The sequence below is a fragment of the Arthrobacter sp. SD76 genome (genome assembly GCF_049726125.1).
In the GTDB taxonomy this organism is placed as follows: Bacteria; Actinomycetota; Actinomycetes; order Actinomycetales; family Micrococcaceae; genus Arthrobacter; species Arthrobacter nitrophenolicus.
On record NZ_JBNBLR010000001.1, the window covers coordinates 1,068,711 to 1,086,594 of the forward strand.

Consider the following 17,884-nt stretch of genomic DNA (forward strand, 5'->3'; position numbering starts at 1 on the left):
TCGACAGGCTCAACCACCGACGTTGATTGAGCCTGTCGAAATCGAAGCGGGGTTTCGACAGGCTCAACCACCAGTCCCAGCGCCGTCCGGTTCCCACCGGAGCAGGTCGCCGGGCTGGCACTCGAGCACCTCGCACAGCGCCTCAAGCGTTGTGAAGCGAACGGCCTTGGCGCGTCCGTTCTTGAGCACCGCCAGGTTGGCCGGCGTGATGCCCACTTTTTCTGCCAGCACCCCCACTGGCATTTTGCGCTTCGCCAGCAGAACGTCGATGTCCACGATGATGGCCATCAGATCACCTCGTCGAGTTCATCGCGCAGGTGCTTGGCCTCCGCATCACGCGCCACTGCCTGGGCCAGGAGGGTCCGGAGCACCAGCACGATCAGGGCCACGCCGCCGATCATCAGGGCGGCGCCGCAGATCAGCAGCACGATGCCCGGCGCGACGTCCCCAGGGGCCAGCAGCACGGCGATTCCAAAAACGAGGACTGCCGCCGCGGCGATGGCCCAGAAGATGATGTCCACGTAGCGGAAGGCCCCGTGGGAGAACACGGTTCCCCGCCGCACCATGGTCAGCAGCTGCCAGACGCACACCGCCGTGACCTGAACGCAGACGATGCCCAGGACCACGATGGCCAGGAACGCGATCCGCAGCCCGTCCGGGGCCGCGGCTTCCTGGAGGTCGATGGACACCAGGGGCACCATCCATACCTGGACGAACAGTGAACCAGCCAAAACCAGCGCGATGACGATGCGCAGCGCGAGGACTGCCAGCTTTCCCATGAACTCTCCTTTATCGAACAACAACATGATTCTATCGATATTCAATAGGTTAAGTAAACGCATCTCAGTTACGCCGCCGATGACCCATGCGGGGGCAGAATGGGCGCATGGGTTCTCTGACTGATGTGCCGGGTGTCCGGGTGGGGCAGGTCCACAAAATCGGGGCCGGCTGGTTGACTGGCGTGACCGTGGTCCTGCCGCCGCCCGGCACGGTGGGTTCAGTGGACGTCCAGGGTGGCGGACCTGCAACCCATGAGACGGATGCGCTGGACCCCACCAGCCTCGTCAGCCAGGTGGACGCTGTGGTCCTCACCGGCGGAAGCGCCTACGGCCTCGCCTCCGCTGCCGGCGTGCAGCGCTGGTGCGAGGAAAACGGCCGCGGGTTCGCCGTGCCGGGGGGAGTGGTGCCCATCGTTCCGGCCGCCGCGATTTTCGACCTTGGCAGGGGCGGCGACTTTTCCGCCCGCCCGACGCCCGAGATGGGCTACGCGGCAGCGGTTGCCGCGGCCGCTGAAATGGAAGGGCACGACGTCGAACGCGGCAACGTGGGTGCCGGCACGGGAGCACTCATCGGCAGGACGTTCAAGGGCGGGGTGGGCACCGCCTCCGCAACGTTGGAAGGCGGGGTGGTGGTTGGCGCCCTCGCTGTGGTCAACGCCCTGGGCCTGCCGCTGGTGGAGCATTCGGTGGTTGAGGAGGCGGTGGTTGAGCCTGTCGAAACCCGCGGCCGGGATTTCGGCAAGCTCAATCACCAGGGGTTGAACACCACCCTCGTTGTGGTGGCCACCAATGCCGTGCTCGATGTGGCCGAATGCAAGCGGACCGCCGCCGCATCGCATGCCGGGATCGCCCGGGCGCTGAACCCCAGCCACACCCTCGCGGACGGGGATACCGTCTTCTGCCTCGCCACTGGCGGTGTGGCGCTGGACCGGAGCGATGAAACCGCCCGGCAAATCAGCCTGGTAACCCTGCAGAGTGCGGCAGCCGACGTCGTACGCCTGGCGATCCTGGACGGTGTTGCCAGCGCGGAGCCGGTCAGCACTCCGGCCGGTGACTATGGTGCGTACGGCGGGTAGATGCGCTAGCATGGCTGGATTTAACTTTCTTGGCCCGATGGCGTAGTGTTGTTTGTTGGTTGTCTGGACTGCCGCGCCCTTTTGGGCCTGGGGCAGGCAACTGATCCAACAAAAACGTTCGTGGCAATGCCTGGTGCAATCCGGCAGGGCTGCGGCAACAACAGTTAGCGGAGGGTATGGCCAAGAAGGACGGGGTCATTGAGATCGAAGGCGTTGTGACCGAGGCGCTGCCTAACGCGATGTTTCGCGTTGAGCTCACCAACAAGCACATCGTCCTGGCACACATCTCTGGAAAGATGCGTCAGCACTACATCCGGATCCTCCCCGAGGATCGCGTAGTGGTGGAGCTGAGCCCGTACGACCTCACCCGTGGTCGTATCGTCTACCGCTACAAGTAAATTGCTGGGCGGCGTCAGTATGAACTGCTGCTGCTCCAGTTGACCACTGTTACACGCAAAGGAATGCCATGAAGGTCAAGCCGAGCGTCAAGCAGATCTGCGAAAAGTGCAAAGTGATCCGCCGTAATGGCCGGGTCATGGTGATCTGCGAGAACCCGCGCCACAAGCAGCGCCAGGGCTAATTCCCTTTCCTGGGAAACCCTGGGTTGCTAACCCACGCAAGTAAATAAAGGCAGCACAAGCTGATCTGGAACATTGAGCTCGACAGAGTCCGGACAGCTAACCCCCGGTCGGAGGCTGGGGCCGTACAGAAGTGCGGGTGTACTGCCTACGACCTCCGGTTTATTCAAGGAGTACTGCCACTATGGCTCGTCTCGCTGGCGTAGACATTCCCCGCGAAAAGCGGCTGGAAATTGCGCTTACTTACATCTACGGCGTGGGCAAGACCCGTGCACACGAAACCCTGGCTGCCACTGGCATCAGCGCTGACGTCCGCGTTAAGGACCTCACCGACGCCCAGCTGGTTGAACTGCGTGACTACATTGAAGGCAACTACAAGGTTGAGGGTGACCTTCGCCGCGAAGTAGCAGCCGACATCCGCCGCAAGGTTGAAATCGGCAGCTACGAAGGCCTGCGCCACCGCAAGGGCCTGCCCGTACGCGGTCAGCGTACGAAGACCAACGCACGTACCCGCAAGGGCCGAAGCGTACCGTCGCCGGCAAGAAGAAGGCCCGTTAAAGTCCCGGCCGGGATTAACGGAGCTTTCCCCAATAACTTTCTGTAGGAGAAAAAATGCCCCCGAAGACTCGTGGCGCGGTACGCAAGCCGCGTAAGAAGGACAAGAAGAATATCGCGCTGGGCCAGGCGCACATCAAGAGCAACCTTTAACAACACCATCGTTTCCATCACGGATCCGACCGGCGCTGTTATTTCCTGGGCTTCCTCTGGTGAGGTCGGCTTCAAGGGCTCGCGTAAGTCCACCCCGTTCGCTGCCCAGATGGCTGCCGAAGCCGCTGCAAAGCGTGCGCAGGAGCACGGCATGCGCAAGGTAGACGTTTTCGTCAAGGGACCGGGTTCCGGACGCGAAACCGCAATCCGTTCGCTGCAGGCCGCAGGCCTCGAGGTCGGCTCCATCCAGGACGTCACCCCCGCAGCCCACAACGGCTGCCGCCCCCCGAAGCGCCGCCGCGTCTAATTCTTTTCCGCAGCAGGAGCTTGCCCGGACCAGCAATGGTCCGGGCAAGCCCAGCGCGTTAAGTCTCAGACCGAATTTCCACCACCTGTGTTGCGTCATATAGCGGATGCTCGCCGAAAGGAAACCTAAGTGCTCATTGCACAGCGCCCCACCCTCTCCGAAGAGGTAGTCTCCGAAAACCGTTCCCGGTTCGTCATCGAACCGCTGGAACCGGGCTTCGGCTACACCCTCGGAAACTCCCTCCGCCGTACCCTGCTCTCCTCCATCCCCGGTGCTGCCGTAACCAGCATCCGGATCGATGGCGTGCTGCATGAGTTCACCACGGTTCCGGGTGTCAAGGAAGATGTCACCGAGATCATCCTGAACATCAAGAACCTGTCGGTTTCCTCCGAGCACGACGAGCCTGTTGTGGCTTACCTGCGCAAGCAGGGTCCCGGAGTCGTCACCGCCGCGGACATCGCTCCGCCGGCCGGCGTCGAATTCCACAACCCGGATCTGCACATCGCCACGCTGAACTCGAAGGGCAAGTTCGAGCTCGAACTGACCATCGAGCGCGGCCGCGGCTACGTTTCGGCAGCTCAGAACAAGTCCGGCGACGCAGAGATCGGCCGTATCCCGGTCGACTCCATCTACTCGCCGGTGCTGAAGGTTACTTTCCGCGTGGAAGCAACCCGTGTTGAGCAGCGCACCGACTTCGACAAGCTGATTGTCGACGTCGAGACCAAGCAGGCCATCGCCCCGCGCGATGCCGTTGCTTCCGCAGGCACCACCCTGGTGGAACTGTTCGGTCTGGCCCGTGAGCTGAACACCGCAGCTGAAGGTATCGAGATCGGCCCGTCGCCCACCGACGCTGCCCTGGCAGCCGACATGGCACTGCCGATCGAGGATCTGGACCTCACCGTCCGTTCCTACAACTGCCTCAAGCGTGAGGGCATCCACACCGTGGGTGAACTCGTTGCCCGCTCCGAGGCCGACCTGATGGACATCCGCAACTTCGGTGCCAAGTCCATCGACGAGGTCAAGGCAAAGCTGGTTGAACTGGGCCTGTCCCTCAAGGACTCGCCTCCCGGTTTTGACCTCGCAGCACGCGCCGCAGCAATCGAAGAGGACGACGCCGCCTTCGGCGACGACGAACTCTAAACCAGACCTTGGCCGTCGGGCAGCACCACGGGGTGCCGCCCACGGCTTCCACATGAGGAGAAACAATTATGCCTACCCCCACTAAGGGTCCGCGCCTCGGAGGCGGCCCGGCTCACGAGCGCCTCATGCTCGCGAACCTGGCATCTTCCCTGTTCGAGCACAAGCGGATCACCACCACGGTGACCAAGGCCAAGCGCCTGAAGCCGTACGCAGAGCGCCTGGTGACCTTCGCCAAGCGTGGCGACCTGGCTTCCCGCCGCCGCGTCCTGGGCCTGATCAGCAACAAGGGCGTTGTCCACGAGCTGTTCACCGACATTGCCCAGGCAGTGGAGAACCGCGACGGCGGCTACACCCGCATCACCAAGATCGGCAACCGCAAGGGCGACAACGCTCCCATGGCTGTCATCGAGCTGGTTCTTGAGCCGGTTTCCGCCAAGCAGGCCGTCGTTGCCGAGGCAACGAACGCTGCCAAGCGCGACGCTGACAAGAAGGAAGCCGCCGCTGCTGCTCCGGCTGCCGAGGAAGCTCCCGAAGCTGAGGAGACCACCGAGGCTCCCGCCGCTGAAGAAGCTGCAACCGAAGAGGCTCCGGCCGCTGAGGAAGCTCCTGCAGAAGAGGCTGAGGCCCCCGCTGCCGAGGAGAAGGACGCGAAGTAATTCGCTGACCGGCTTCGCATAGACTTGGGTCTATGAACGACCAAAAACCCGCGGCCCCCGCTTTAGGGGGCGGCGGGTTTTTGCGTATCCGGCTTGATCTTTCATACGACGGCGGCCCGTTCAACGGGTGGGCCGTGCAGCCGGGCCTGCGCACGGTCCAGGGCGTCCTCGAGGAGGCCCTGGAGCTGCTGATCCGGCGTCCCGTCCGGGTGACCGTGGCCGGCCGGACCGACGCAGGGGTGCACGCCCGCGGGCAGGTGGTCCACCTGGACCTTTCCGAAGCCGAGTGGCTGGGACTTGCCCGCGGCCACGAACTGGATCCCGCCGTCGCCATGATGCGGCGGATCCGCGGGGCGCTGAACCGCGTGCTGGGCGACCTGCACGGCGCCGTGGAGGTGCACCGCGCGGCTCCCGCGCCGGAAGGGTTCGACGCCCGCTTCTCCGCCCTTTGGCGGCGCTACAGCTACCGTATTGCGGACGGCCCCGCGCTCTGGGACCCGCTGGGCCGGTACTCCACGCTCTGGCACAAGAACCCGCTGGACGTCGGCCTGCTGAACGAGGGCGCCGCCCAGCTGCTGGGGCTGCAGAACTTCCTGGCCTTCTGCAAGCCGCGGGAAGGCGCCACCACCATCCGCGACCTGCAGCGGTTCGAGTTCGCACGCGGTGAGAACGGCGTCATCGTTGCCACCGTCCAGGCCGACGCGTTCTGCCACAACATGGTCCGTGCCCTGGTGGGGTCGGCGCTGTATGTGGGCGAAGGCGTGGTGGAACCCGGCTGGCTTTATGAGCGGCTGCTCGCCAAGAAACGGGACGCCAAATCCGTGCTGGCCGCGCCGCACCCCCTGGTCCTGGAGGAAGTGGCCTACCCGTCCGACGGCGAACTGCTGGCACGCGCCGAGCTCACCCGGGCGCTGCGGGAGTAAGGCACTTGGTTTCGACAGGCTCAACCACCGGTGGTTGAGCCTGTGGAAACCCTAGAACGACGGCGGGGGTCCGTCCGCGGGCAGGGTGAGCGTGAAGGTGCTCCCTTGGCCCTGGCCGCTGACGCAGGTGATGCTGCCGCCGTGGCGTTCCACGATCATCTTGGTGATGGACAGCCCCAGCCCGGCGCCGGGGATGGCAGCCTCGCGTGCCGCGTCGGTGCGGAAGAAGCGCCGGAAGACCTGGCCGGCGTCGTCGTTGCTCATGCCCATCCCCGTATCGCTGACGCTCAGCTGAACCCAGTCGCTGCCGGCGCTGGCGCTGATCAGGACGCGGCCGCCGTCGGGGGAGTACTTGATGGCGTTGGAAACGAGGTTGTCCAGCGCCTGGCCGATCCGGATGGGGTCAGCATAGGCCCAGAGCGGCGACGGAACGTCCGCCGTGAGCTTGATGTGTGCCTGCTCTGCCTGGGCCTGCGCGGAGCCCACGCTGGTTTCCACGAGGCTTGCCAGATCGGTGCGCTTCGGGTGCACGTTCAGGGCCGTGGACGCGGAGGCGGTGAGGTCTGAGACGAGGGCCAGCATCCGCTCCGCATTGCGCTGCACCACGGTGAGCCGCCGTTCCACCTGCGGCGGCAGGCCGGTCACGTCGTCCAGCACCAAGTCCACGTTGCCGATGATGGAGTTCAGGGGCGTCTTGAACTCGTGCGAGACGTTGGAGATCAGCTCTTGGTGGGCTGCCAGGGCTTCCACCCAGCCGGTGACGTCGCTGTAGACCACCACGGCGCCGGTGAGGGTGCCGTCCTCGGCCACCAGCGGGCGGGCAGCAGTGGACATCGCCCGCTGTTCCGGTCCATCTCCGGCCCACACCAGGTAATCCGCGAAGGATTCACCGGCCATTGCGCGGCTGACCGGCCGCCTTTCGGGCGGGAGCAGGGTCCGCCTGTCTGGCCCGAAGATCAGCTGGTGCCCCTGCCCGGGGGCGGCGTCGTCGGCCCCCGTTGCCCGGCGGAAGTTCCGCTGCCGGTCGTTCGAAACGAGGAAGCGCCCGGAACGGTCGACGGCGGCAATGCCGACGTCGGTGGCCTCGAGCACAGTCTCCAGCAGCTTCTCCCGTTCCCGGCTTTCGTGCAGCAGTTGCCGGAGTTCGCGGTCCTTCTCTGCCAGTTCGCGCTGCTGCAGCCGGAGGTTCATGCTCGCGAACCGGATAGCCAGCGAGACGGCCAGCATCATCAGCGGAAAGAGGAACACGGTGGTCACGTCCGAGGCAGTGAGGTTGGGGAATCGTCCCACTGCACCGGGCAGCATGATCAGCAGGGTACCGGCGAAGCTGAGCAACCAGCTGCTCCGCACCAGCATCCCTGAGGCGGAGAGCCAGATCACCGGGAAGACCACCAGCACGGCGAGGCCCGGAAGGAGCGGCGCGGCGCCGTTGCGCAGCAGTCCGATGGCCAGGAAGTCCAGGACGGGGATCAGCAGGTAGGGCCGGTGCGGCAGGCGCTCCCAGGGAACCAGGAGGCAGGCTGCGAACAGGAAGGCATGCAGGACGATGCCGGACATGTAGAACGGATTTTGCAGCAAAGTGGGCCAGGCGAGCGGCGTGGCCACGGCAAGCGCAGCCACCACCAGTGTCAGCGGCAACTGGCACAGTGCGACTTGTGAGCGGGTTCCCAATTCCCGGAAAAGGCGCAGCGGACCGCGCCGGAACAGGGGTTCAGCCATGAAAGCCTTTGAGCCCTCCCGCCCCGATAATCCAGGCAAAGTTCCCTTGTGGTGCCGAATTCCTGCAGGTCACCGTCATGCACATCCTTTCCCAGCCGATAATGCACATGTTCTGTCATGATAATTGACTTTTCACAATGAAAGTCGAAACAGATGTAATCAGCCTGGCTTACTTGTAGCGTATAAATGGTTGGAGCGGGTATGGCATTGGCGCTGGGCCGATGGGGGGTCGTATCCGCCTGGCATGGGGATAGCAATGGACGACGATCTTGGTGTAGCTGTGGTCATCGAAGACGATGCCGACGTTCGGAACCTCCTGGAAGGGGTCCTGAGCCAGGCCGGCTTCGAAGTCCATACAGCATGTGACGGGCGGGCCGGGGTTGAGGTGGTCCGCAGCAAGCAGGCCAACGTGGTGACGCTGGACATCGGCCTGCCCGATATTGACGGGTTTGAGGTCCTCCGGAGGATCCGCCATTTCAGCAACGCCTATGTGGTAATGCTGACGGGCAGGACCGAGGAGCCGGACCTGCTCTCCGCGCTGAACGCGGGGGCGGACGACTACATCGCCAAACCCTTCCGCCCCAGGGAATTGCGGGCGCGTGTTGCCGCCATGATGCGGCGGCCGCGGCACGAAATCAACGCCCAAAAGCCCGCGCCCACCGCGTGGGCGTCCGCGCCCGCTGCCGCTGCAACCCGGACCCATGACGTGGCCGTCCTGCAGCACAACGGCCTGGTCCTGAACCACCGGACCAGGACCGTGGAGGTAAACGGTGCGCCTCTGGCGCTGACCCGCAGCGAGTTCGACCTTCTCCATGTGCTGCTGAAGGGCGGCGGCGCGGTGTGTACCAGGGCGGACCTGGTGAAGGCGGTCCGTGGCGACTTCTACGACGAGGACACGTACATCAGCGAGGCGGACGAGCGGGCCGTCGAAGTCCACATCGGCAACCTGCGGCGCAAGCTCAAGGAGGACCAGCTGCAGCCGCGCTGGCTGCAGACCGTGCGTGGCGTGGGCTACCGGCTGGCACCGGCAAGGCCCGTGGGAAAGACCTAGTCCGTTCCCAGGATGTAGGTGGACTGGAGCTCGGTGATGGTCAGGCCGCCGTCCATGGCTACGCGCTCCATCAGGACCTTGCCCTGGCCAGAGTCACCCAGGCGGATCAGTGTTTCCAGCAGCTCCGCCAGTTTGGCAAGGCGAACGCCGCCCACCATGGCGGAGCTGATCTTCAGGCTGATGGCTGCATCCAGTGCCGACTCGCTGTCCTGGCTGTGGACCGCTGCGGCGAGGCGCGAATAGCGCTGGTCCCACATGGCCGCATAGTCGCGTGCGAAGCGTTTGGCCAGCCCGGTTCCGGCCAGTTCGTCTTCCAGTTCGTCCAGGACGGCGGCGTCAATGAGCGGCAAGAGCCCGGCCGCTTCCTGTGAGGGCGCGGAAAGGCTGGGCGCTGTGATCCCGGCCGGCAAGGGGCCGGCAGAAAGGCCCTCGCTGCTGGAGCCGGAATCTGGACTGTGCATTGTTCAAGGCTACTTCCTGGAATTCTTTCGTTGGCCTATTTTGGGCGAATCTGTGTAAACCTTGACCGACTCTTCAGCGGCCCTTGCGGCTGTCATTGGCCGCTGAACGTCATCACGGTATTAACCACGGCAGGGCCCAGGATGGCAATGAAGAGGACGGGGAAAATGAAGAACAGCAGCGGAAAGAGGATCATCACCGGAAGTTTCATGGCTTTTTCCTCTGCCCGTTGCCGGCGCTTCACGCGCATCACCTTGGCCTGGACCCGCAGGACCCGGCTGATGGCGATCCCGTAGGTGTCCGCCTGGACCACGGCCTGGACAAAGCTCCGCAGCTCCGGGATGTTGGTCCGTTCCGCCAGGGCGATGTAGGACTCGCGGCGGCTGCGGCCCACCTGCATGTCCTGCAGCGTGCGGACCAGCTCCTCCGCCAGCGGCCCCTTCCCGTTCTCCCGGCCCGGGCCATGGCGCCCTCGAACCCGAGGCCGGCCTCCACGGAGATCAGCATCTGGTCCAGGGTGTTGGCGAGCTCCAGCTGGATGACCTTCTGCCGCTCCTGCCCCTTGCTGTACAGCAGCAGGTCAGGAATGAAGTAGCCCAGGAACAGGACGAAAAGGCCTGACAGCTTCATGAGCGGAGTACTGCCGATGGCGGTCAGGTAGATGCCGACGGCGATGCCTGCCAGGCCGATGGCGAGTTTGGACCCAGCACCTTGCCCAGCGGCATGGAGACCGGGCGGCCGGCCAGGGACAGTAGCCGGTCAAGGAACGCCACGTAGGCGGGGGGAGTGAGGCGGCGGCCGATGCCTTCGAGCAGCCCGGGCCTCGTTTCCGGCGCCGCGGCGACGGGCGGGGCGCCGCGGCCGAGGAGTTCGCCGACGGCCAGCCGGCCCTGCTTGTCGACTGTCAGGGCGGACCAGGCGAGGACCGCCAGCGGGACACAGACCAGCAGGACGGAGAGGAGGATGATGACGTTCACGGGGTCCTCAGAACTTCAGGTTGATGATCTTGCGCATCCACAGCGCGCCGATGGTCATGAGGACAAAGGACGCGCCGATCATGGCCCAGCCCAGTGGGTGGGTGAACATTGAGTCCATGTAGGTGGGACTCACGGTGAGCAGCATGGCCACGATGCCGAACGGCATGGCGATCAGGATGTAGGCGGAGAACTTGCCTTCCGCCGCCAGTGCCTTGATGTGGCCCTTGATCTCCGCGCGCTCGCGGATGGTTTCGTTGACCTGGTCCAGGACGTCGGCGAGGTTGCCGCCCACTTCCCGGTTGATCTGGATGGCCTGCGAAATCCAGACGAAATCCTCGTTCTTCATCCGGTCGGCCGTGTCATTGAGCGCGGCCAGCAGGTCGCGGCCCAGGCTGGTTTCGGTGATCACCCGCCGCATCTCCTCCGAGGTCGGCTTCTGCGACTCGGCCGCGGCCGCGTCGATGGCGCGCAGGATGCTGTGCCCGGCACGGAGTCCTCCGGAGAGGAGCTGCAGGGTGTCCCCGAGCTGGCCGTCGAAGGCCGCCCGGCGCTTTCCGGCCAGGAACCCGAGGACGAGCTTGCCGATCATGGGTGCCAGCAGGGCAAGGAGGAGCCCCACCAGCGGGCCCACGGTGACAGTTCCCACCAGCATGCCGATGCAGGCGCCGATCCCCACCAGGAGGAAGAATTCCGCCTGGCTGAGGCGGAGCCCGGCGTTCTCAAGCTGGGGGCGGGAGAACAGGGCGAGGTTCCGCCCGGCCAGGAGCCGTTCGAAGGACCGGACGGCCGTCAGCGAGAAGCGTGCCAGGGAGGACGGCGGGTCGGCGTCGAACGGACGACGGCGGTCCAGCGGCACCGAGGGGGCGCCGGGCAGGATCACGGCCACGCCCAGCAGGCAGACGGCGGTGAGCAGGATGACGGCTCCGGTTGCGAGGATCACGGTGGCGCCTATCGTCCGGGAGTGGTGGTGCCGGCGGGGTTCAGGGGTGATGCAAAGACCGACGGGGACACATGGATGCCCAGGTCCTCGAACCGGTCGATGAAGCGGGGCCGGATTCCCGTGGCCACGGGCTTGCCCAGGAACCGTCCCTGCGCGTCCACTCCGGCGGAGTAGTCGAAGACGAAGGCGTCCTGGAGCGTGACGATGTCCCCTTCCATACCCTGCACTTCGGTGACGTGCGTAATGCGCCGGGACCCGTCCCGGAGGCGGGAAATCTGCACAATGAGGTTGACGGCGGAGGCGATCTGTTCCCGGATGGCCCGCAGCGGCAGGTCCATCCCGGCCATGAGCACCAGGGTTTCGAGCCTGGCCACGGCGTCGCGCGGGGAGTTGGAGTGCACGGTGGACAGCGAGCCGTCGTGGCCGGTGTTCATTGCCTGCAGCATGTCCAGCGATTCGCCGCCGCGGACCTCACCCACCACGATCCGGTCCGGGCGCATACGCAGCGAGTTCCGCAGCAGTTCGCGGATGGTCACCTCACCCTTGCCTTCGGTGTTGGGCGGGCGGCTTTCGAGCCGGACCACGTGTTCCTGCTGGATCTGGAGTTCCACGGCGTCCTCGATGGTGACGATCCGTTCGTCCGCCGGAAGGAAGGACGAGAGGACGTTGAGGAGGGTGGTCTTACCGGTGCCCGTGCCGCCGGAGACGATGATGTTCAGCTTTGCCTTGACGCAGGCATTGAGCAGTTCGGCCATCTCCGGGGTCAGGGTGCCGAAGTCGATCAGGTTGCGGACGGTCAGGGGCGTCTTGCTGAACTTACGGATGGTGAGCGAGGATCCGCCCACCGCCAGCGGCGGGATGACGGCGTTCACGCGGGAGCCGTCCTCGAGCCGGGCGTCCACCAGGGGGACGACTCGTCGATGCGGCGGCCTACCTTGGACACGATCCGCTCGATGACCTTGCGCAGGTGCTCCTCGGAGCTGAACCGGGACTCGGACAGCGTCAGTTTGCCTTTGCGTTCCACATAGATCTGGTCCATCCGGTTGACCATGATTTCACTGACGTCCGGATCGTCGAGAAGGCGCTGGAGGGGGCCGTAGCCCAGGACGTCGTCGGCAACGTCGCGGACCAGGCGGGTGCGTTCCTCGGACGTGAGCGGAACCTGCTCGGCGTCGATGATGCGGGAGAGTTCCTCCTTGGCGGTGCTCCGGAGTTCCTGCTCGGTGACCGCTGCGTCGTTGAACCGGGCGCCCATCCGTTCGAAAAGGGCGTTGGCCGCACGCAGCTTCATGGCGGCGAAGACATCCACCTTGGGTGCCGTGGGCACCTGCTGGGTGCCGGCGTCGGGCGCTGGCACCACGACGGCGGGGCGCGCGGGAAGGTGCCCTTCCGCCGTCGTGCCCGGAAAAGTGTCCGGGGCGGCGGAGACGGGACGCTCCAGCACGGCGGTGGCCGCGCCGGATGCCTGGCCGCGGTCCTGGGCCGCGCTGATCCGTTCGGAGAGTTTCATCAGATGACCACCCTTCGGTGAAGCTTCCGCTGTGTCTGGGTACGCCACGCCGGGTTGAACCGCTCTACCAGCTGGCGGAGGCTCTTCACGGCGGGGTCTTTCCTGGATTCCTGGAGGACGGGGATGCCCCGGTTGGTGGACAGGGCCACGGCGCGGGACCGGGGGACGCTAACATCCACGGGCGCGCCGATGGTGGACTCGACGTCCTGGACGTTGAGGCCGGCCTTGGCGTCGGCCATGTTCAGGACCACGTGCCGGGACTCGGGCATGATGTCCAGCTGGCGGAGGACTTCCAGGCCGGAGCGCAGGCCGCGGAGGCTGGGGACGTCCATCGCGCTGACCCACACCACGTCGGTGCACTGTTCCATGGCGGCGAGGCCGATTTCCGGCATGCCGGGCGCGGTATCGATGACCACGTACTGGAACTCCTGCGCCAGCTGCTCAAGAAGGCGGGTGACCTGCTCGGGCGTGATGTGGTCCGCGTCCACCGGGTTCGGCGGGGCGCAGAGCGCATAGATGCCTGCCGGGTGCACGGTGAGGAAGGCCTTGAGGACCAGGGGGTCCTGCGCGGCCGCCGGGGTGACGGCGTCAGTGACGGTGTGCTCCGGGGTCAGGTACAGGCCGGAGGCGACGTCGCCGAACTGCAGGTCCAGGTCCACGATCACCACGCTCATGGGCGCGATCTGGCCCAGGCCGATGGCGATGTTGGTGGCGAGGGTGGTCTTGCCGACCCCGCCCTTGGGGGAGAAGACGCCGATGACCAGGCCCTTGCCGCCGTTTTCCGTGGGCGGTGCCTCGTGGTTGCGGTGCCGAGTGGCGAAGGACTGGCAGGCGCGTTCCAGGAGGACGCGGATTTCCGCCGCGTCCGCCTGGGGGCTGAGGATGTCCCTGATGCCGGCGCGCATGGCGTGCAGGAGGAAGTCCGGCTCGATGTCGCTGACCAGGACCAGGCTGAGGCCGGGGAGCTGGACGTCGAAGACCTTGGCGAACCGGAGTGCTTCTTCATAGGGCACGTCCGGGCCGATGATCAGGACCTCCGGCTGCTCCTGGTCGAGCAGGGAGAACAGCTCGGCGGGGCCGGCCGGGAGGATGTCCGAGGCGATGGTCTGCACGGTGCCGCGCAGGCCGTGGGCGACGGCGGCGCGCAGCTTCTGGTCGAACTCGCCGTTGGGGGAGAGGAGGACGAAGCGGCTCACTTGTACACCACTTCCTTGCGTTCGACCCGGGGGCCGTTGTCTTCGGCGTCCAGGGGTTCCTTGGTGAGCCAGAGGCTGCCGTTGATGGATGTGAAGATGATCTTGGCGGCGTCCACGTCGGTGACGGCGACGGTGAGCATAAGTGAGCCTTCGGGAAGGGTGGTGTCCTGCGGGTTGGTGCCGTCTTCAGAGGTTTCGGCGCCCGCGGCCTGCGGGGCGCGCTGGACCGCGGTGACCAAAGCCTTGCGGACCGTGAGCTGGGTGCTGGCGTCTTCCGCTTTTGCCTTGTAGGCGCCGTTTTCGAAGTTGAGGGCGATGCCCACATGGTCGCCCACGTTGATCCGCCCGCCTGCGACGCGTTGCGGTTCCAGCTGGAAGGAGACTTCCTGCAGCCCTGCGGGAACTTCCACGGCACCGCTCTTCTTGGCGTCTTCCGCCGCGACCAGGCGCTCGGCAAGGAGTTGTTCGCCGGGGACCAGGTCCACTGCGGCCACCGTGCCGGCCTTGCCGTCCAGAGCGCTGAGGGCGGTGTCGGATACACCGGCGGCGGGTACCTTTTCGATGACCAGGCTGGCGGCCATGTCATTGACCGGGGTGCCGGCGGGGATGGCTTCCTTCACCACGAGGACGTTGCGGGGCTCTGTGGAGGCCAGGGCTCGCTGGTCGGCGCCGTTGGCGTAGAAGATGATGAGGATTGCCCCCACGAGCGCCAGGGCGACGGCGGCCGTTCCGGCGAGCAGGCGAGACTTCACTGTGTTACTCCGTGGGTTCGTGGGGCGTGTTCAAAGGGTGAGGCGCGCGATGGTGGCGCCGTACTGGTCCACCGGGCCGAGCGTGTAGCCGTCCGCGAGGGAGACGTACTTGACGAATTTGCCGATGATGCCGCGGCATTCACCGCGGCATTCGGTGGCGGAGGTGACGCCGGTGGTGGTTGAGGCACGGTTCTGGAAGGTGTACGGGAGGGTGCTGTCGCCGCTGAATTTCCATCCCGTGACCTTGAAGGCAGCGAAGGACACCATTCCGTAGATGGCGCCTGCACCGGTTCCGGTGACCTTGTCGAACACGGGAAGCAGGACGATGACGTCCCTGCCGGCCGCCATTTCGCTGGCCCAGCGGTTGAGCTCCGTGGAGCAGTTGCCCGGGGCGTTGTTGCCGGGGTCGCTGCCGCCCTCGCTGACGGCGAGGTCGATGGTGCCGCCGCACTTGCCGGCGTCCTGGACCAGCCAGCCGAAGCCGCCCTGGACCGCGGCGCCGGACGGGCCGTAGTTGCAGTCGGCGTTGGCGTTCTTGCCGTGTTCCTGGAGGAGCTGGAGCGCGCCGCCGATGTTGTCCTTGACCTGGCAGATGGAGAACGCCAGCGGGAACGCGGTGCGGCCCGCCTTGGGGCTGCCCCACGCTGCCGAGGATCGGGCGCCCACCTCCTTGGAGGGGATGCCGATCGCGTTGGCGAAGAAGAGCGAGACAGAGTTGTCTTTCCCGCCGATTTCCTTGGCGCTGGTGGTGACGCTGACCGTCCGGGCGGTCTTGTCCAGCTGGATGCTGTGGACCTTGCTCATGCCGTCCAAGGCGTTCTGGTTGGCGAGGCTCCCGGCGAGGGTGGACGTCGTCGAACATTGTGCGTCCGTGGCGTCCCTGGCGCATTTCTGTGCGAGGGCGATGGCGGAGGCGTCCGCGCCGCTTTGCAGCTGTGCGCGTTCCGAGTAGATGACCCCGACGTCGACGGCGATGGCCGTGAAGCCGAGGAGCGTCACCAGGAGGAGGGCGACGATGACGCTGACGGCGCCTTTCTCCGCGTGGTCCCGGCCGCTTACCCGCCGCACAGCATGACTCCTTTGCCCGTCATCGGAAACGGTCCGGCGATGCCGGTGATGGTGGACAAGTTGTATTTGATGGTGAGGGTCACCTGTTCCCGGTGCTGCAGGCCGTGGTGCTGAGGCTGATGTCTGAAGCGGGGATGCTGCTGACCGAGGCCGCAGCGTTTATTGCTGCAGTTTTGGCGCCGGCCGGATCGTTGGCGATGGCCATGACCCGGACGCCGTCGCGCGCTGCGTTGGTGAGCGTGATCTGGGCGTTGTAGGCGCGGCCGAACTCGATGGTGCCCAGAACCAGCATCAGGAGGAGGGGCAACAGGATCGCGAATTCGACGGCGGCTGCTCCGCGCTCCGAATCGTGTGCCACCTGCTGCACCTCCTCCTGGAATTGCTGGTTCTTCTTGGGCCTTGTTGGGGGTGCGGTTCCGATATGGGGGGCCGGAACCGCGCTCGGGGGAAAGGGCTACGGGGTGGCGGTGGGGACGGCGGTGGTCTGCGGGTTGGCGATATCGGTAGATACGCCGCTGAACATGGTGCCCAGCTGGCCGCCGAGGGTGCTGACAGCAACGATGATGACGACGGCGATGAGGGCGACCATGATGCCGTATTCGACGGCGGTGGCGCCCTTCTCTTCGGTGCGGAGGCGGGCCATGAGGTTGGTGTAGAGAGAAAGCATTTGAGACTCCTGTGCGAGACGGATTGGCTGGTCCTGCACCAGCACTGAAACGAAGTTAGCAACCGGAATTGGCTCAAAAGCCGGATCTTGGAGCATCCTGCGCAAACGCTTTCACTCCCGCACTTTTCCTGCGCTTTTGCTGGGTTTTCGCTGCGCTGATGCTGGGAATCCCTGTGGTGTCGGCACACAAACGGACCCCCTCGGTTCTGGGTGCCGAGGGGGTCCGGTCTATGGGGCGCCGGGTGGCGCGCTGGAGGTGAAGCTGGAGCTAGGGGATACCCAGTGCAGCGCTGAGAGAGGCTGCCAAACCTTGGTAGTGAAGGTTCAGAGCTTGTCCAAAAGCTGTCACCCCAAAGACCAGTGCCATTGCCAGGAACGAAACCAGGATTCCGTATTCCGTCGCCGTAGCTCCGCGTTGGTCGTTCAGGAAGGTCTTGAGTGCCTGTGAGCTGCGGAACAAGATCGGTATCAGATGGGTGAGCATTGTGGCTCCTATGAGAACACGGACATGATCTGCAGCACTGCGGGACCCAGCAGCACGATGAACAATGTGGGCAGGATGAAGAAGATGAGTGGAAACAGCATCTTTACGGGCATCTTCATGGCATGCTCCTCTGCCATCTGCCGGCGCTTGATGCGCATGTCCTTCGCCTGTGTCTTCAGGACTCCGGCGATAGCGATGCCGTAAGTGTCGGCCTGTACCACAGCCCGAACGAAGGTTCGCACCGCGGGAACATCCACCCGTTCTGAAAGGGCCAGGTAGGCTTCCTTCCGTGAACGGCCCACCTGGATGTCCTGCAGGGTGCGGATCAGTTCATCGGCCAGGGGTTCGCGGCCGTTCTCTCCAGCGCGTCCCATTGCAGTTTCGAAGCCAAGCCCCGCTTGCACCGAGATCAGCATTTGGTCCAATGCGTTGGGCAGTTCCAGCCTGATTGCTTCCCGCCGCTTCTGTGCGAAGTTCCGCAGGAGGAGGTCAGGGATGAAGTAGGCCAGGGCAACGATAAAGACCGCGACCACGAACCTTCCGCCGGACGGTGCGCCCATGAAGATCAGCAGGCCCAGAAGTGCACCCGCGAAAGCGAGCATGGGTTTCACCATGATTATCCTGGCCAGAGGCCATTGTTTTGGCCGGCCTGCCCCTGACAGCTGTTTGTCGAGCCATGCTTCATACCCCCGTGGCATGACCCGCTTGGAGAGGTCGGACAGTTGTTGAGTGACATTCAGTGATTGCATGGCCTGGCTCGGGCGACCACCGAGATTGGCCTTGATGCGCCGTAACCCTGCCCGGTCTCCGGTGAAGGAAAGCCAGACCATGCCGGAGATGGGCACGATGATGGCCAATATGGCAGCTAAGGCTATTGGTTGCATGTTGTCTCCC

General features: G+C 65.1%; 18 protein-coding genes and 5 pseudogenes. 9 read left to right on the forward strand and 14 right to left on the reverse strand.

Annotation, left to right across the window (positions count from 1 at the left end):
• Positions 1-63 precede the first annotated feature (63 nt).
• Both ACPEE0_RS05330 and ACPEE0_RS05335 read right to left on the reverse strand, forming a co-directional pair.
• Complete coding sequence (locus tag ACPEE0_RS05330) at positions 64-288, reverse strand: helix-turn-helix domain-containing protein (protein WP_009358726.1); 225 nt, start codon at positions 286-288, stop codon at positions 64-66.
• A complete protein-coding gene (locus tag ACPEE0_RS05335; protein ID WP_009358725.1) occupies positions 288-779 on the reverse strand; it encodes a DUF2975 domain-containing protein in 492 nt (163 codons plus the stop codon). Before ACPEE0_RS05335 ends, ACPEE0_RS05330 begins: the two co-directional genes overlap by 1 nt.
• A gap of 107 nt (positions 780-886) precedes the next feature.
• On the opposite strand from ACPEE0_RS05335, the gene ACPEE0_RS05340 reads away from it, so the two are divergent.
• From ACPEE0_RS05340 to ACPEE0_RS05375, 8 genes and pseudogenes are all read left to right on the forward strand, one after another.
• On the forward strand, positions 887-1,855 hold the full coding sequence (locus ACPEE0_RS05340) for a P1 family peptidase (protein WP_009358724.1): 969 nt from the start codon (positions 887-889) through the stop codon (positions 1,853-1,855).
• A 176-nt stretch (positions 1,856-2,031) separates the two neighbouring features.
• Entirely contained in the window at positions 2,032-2,253 is a 222-nt protein-coding gene (gene infA, locus ACPEE0_RS05345; protein ID WP_009358723.1) for a translation initiation factor IF-1, read from the forward strand.
• A 68-nt stretch (positions 2,254-2,321) separates the two neighbouring features.
• The gene (rpmJ, locus tag ACPEE0_RS05350) at positions 2,322-2,435 is read left to right on the forward strand and encodes a 50S ribosomal protein L36 (protein ID WP_009358722.1); all 114 of its coding nucleotides are present in this window, start codon (positions 2,322-2,324) and stop codon (positions 2,433-2,435) included.
• 182 nt (positions 2,436-2,617) lie between these two features.
• Positions 2,618-2,991 (forward strand): annotated as a pseudogene (gene rpsM, locus ACPEE0_RS05355) (30S ribosomal protein S13).
• Between the two features lie 54 nt (positions 2,992-3,045).
• Positions 3,046-3,448, forward strand: a pseudogene (gene rpsK, locus ACPEE0_RS05360) (30S ribosomal protein S11).
• A 129-nt stretch (positions 3,449-3,577) separates the two neighbouring features.
• A complete protein-coding gene (locus tag ACPEE0_RS05365) occupies positions 3,578-4,588 on the forward strand; it encodes a DNA-directed RNA polymerase subunit alpha (protein ID WP_009358719.1) in 1,011 nt (336 codons plus the stop codon).
• A 68-nt stretch (positions 4,589-4,656) separates the two neighbouring features.
• The gene (gene rplQ, locus ACPEE0_RS05370; protein ID WP_035753292.1) at positions 4,657-5,244 is read left to right on the forward strand and encodes a 50S ribosomal protein L17; all 588 of its coding nucleotides are present in this window, start codon (positions 4,657-4,659) and stop codon (positions 5,242-5,244) included.
• Positions 5,245-5,276: 32 nt separating this feature from the next.
• On the forward strand, positions 5,277-6,167 hold the full coding sequence (locus ACPEE0_RS05375) for a tRNA pseudouridine synthase A (RefSeq protein ID WP_035753290.1): 891 nt from the start codon (positions 5,277-5,279) through the stop codon (positions 6,165-6,167).
• A 51-nt stretch (positions 6,168-6,218) separates the two neighbouring features.
• On the opposite strand, the gene ACPEE0_RS05380 is transcribed toward ACPEE0_RS05375, so the two are convergent.
• A complete protein-coding gene (locus ACPEE0_RS05380; protein WP_009358716.1) occupies positions 6,219-7,886 on the reverse strand; it encodes a sensor histidine kinase in 1,668 nt (555 codons plus the stop codon).
• 256 nt (positions 7,887-8,142) lie between these two features.
• Here ACPEE0_RS05380 and ACPEE0_RS05385 point away from each other — a divergent pair, with 256 nt between their 5' ends.
• Positions 8,143-8,937, forward strand: coding sequence for a response regulator transcription factor (locus ACPEE0_RS05385; protein WP_424574090.1), 795 nt, complete (start codon positions 8,143-8,145; stop codon positions 8,935-8,937).
• On the opposite strand, the gene ACPEE0_RS05390 is transcribed toward ACPEE0_RS05385, so the two are convergent.
• The 11 genes and pseudogenes from ACPEE0_RS05390 to ACPEE0_RS05440 form a co-directional block, all read right to left on the reverse strand.
• Positions 8,934-9,287 (reverse strand): Hpt domain-containing protein, encoded by a 354-nt coding sequence (locus tag ACPEE0_RS05390; protein WP_424574091.1) that lies wholly within the window; start codon positions 9,285-9,287, stop codon positions 8,934-8,936. The two genes, ACPEE0_RS05385 and ACPEE0_RS05390, sit on opposite strands and share 4 nt — an antisense overlap.
• 203 nt (positions 9,288-9,490) lie before the next feature.
• Positions 9,491-10,373, reverse strand: a pseudogene (locus ACPEE0_RS05395) (type II secretion system F family protein).
• 7 nt (positions 10,374-10,380) lie between these two features.
• A complete protein-coding gene (locus ACPEE0_RS05400; protein WP_424574092.1) occupies positions 10,381-11,313 on the reverse strand; it encodes a type II secretion system F family protein in 933 nt (310 codons plus the stop codon).
• A gap of 8 nt (positions 11,314-11,321) precedes the next feature.
• Positions 11,322-12,823, reverse strand: a pseudogene (locus ACPEE0_RS05405) (CpaF family protein).
• A complete protein-coding gene (locus ACPEE0_RS05410) occupies positions 12,823-14,019 on the reverse strand; it encodes an AAA family ATPase (protein WP_424574093.1) in 1,197 nt (398 codons plus the stop codon). Before ACPEE0_RS05410 ends, ACPEE0_RS05405 begins: the two are co-directional and overlap by 1 nt.
• Positions 14,016-14,771, reverse strand: a complete 756-nt coding sequence (gene cpaB / locus ACPEE0_RS05415) for a Flp pilus assembly protein CpaB (protein WP_424574094.1) — start codon at positions 14,769-14,771, stop codon at positions 14,016-14,018. The genes ACPEE0_RS05410 and cpaB overlap by 4 nt, the downstream gene beginning before the upstream one ends.
• 30 nt (positions 14,772-14,801) lie before the next feature.
• A complete protein-coding gene (locus ACPEE0_RS05420) occupies positions 14,802-15,839 on the reverse strand; it encodes a pilus assembly protein TadG-related protein (RefSeq protein WP_424574095.1) in 1,038 nt (345 codons plus the stop codon).
• A pseudogene (locus tag ACPEE0_RS05425) lies at positions 15,827-16,197 on the reverse strand (TadE/TadG family type IV pilus assembly protein). Before ACPEE0_RS05425 ends, ACPEE0_RS05420 begins: the two are co-directional and overlap by 13 nt.
• 96 nt (positions 16,198-16,293) lie before the next feature.
• Entirely contained in the window at positions 16,294-16,506 is a 213-nt protein-coding gene (locus ACPEE0_RS05430) for a Flp family type IVb pilin (RefSeq protein WP_424574096.1), read from the reverse strand.
• Between the two features lie 268 nt (positions 16,507-16,774).
• On the reverse strand, positions 16,775-16,990 hold the full coding sequence (locus ACPEE0_RS05435) for a Flp family type IVb pilin (RefSeq protein ID WP_424574097.1): 216 nt from the start codon (positions 16,988-16,990) through the stop codon (positions 16,775-16,777).
• A gap of 8 nt (positions 16,991-16,998) precedes the next feature.
• Positions 16,999-17,874, reverse strand: coding sequence for a type II secretion system F family protein (locus tag ACPEE0_RS05440; RefSeq protein ID WP_424575243.1), 876 nt, complete (start codon positions 17,872-17,874; stop codon positions 16,999-17,001).
• Positions 17,875-17,884: the final 10 nt, after the last annotated feature.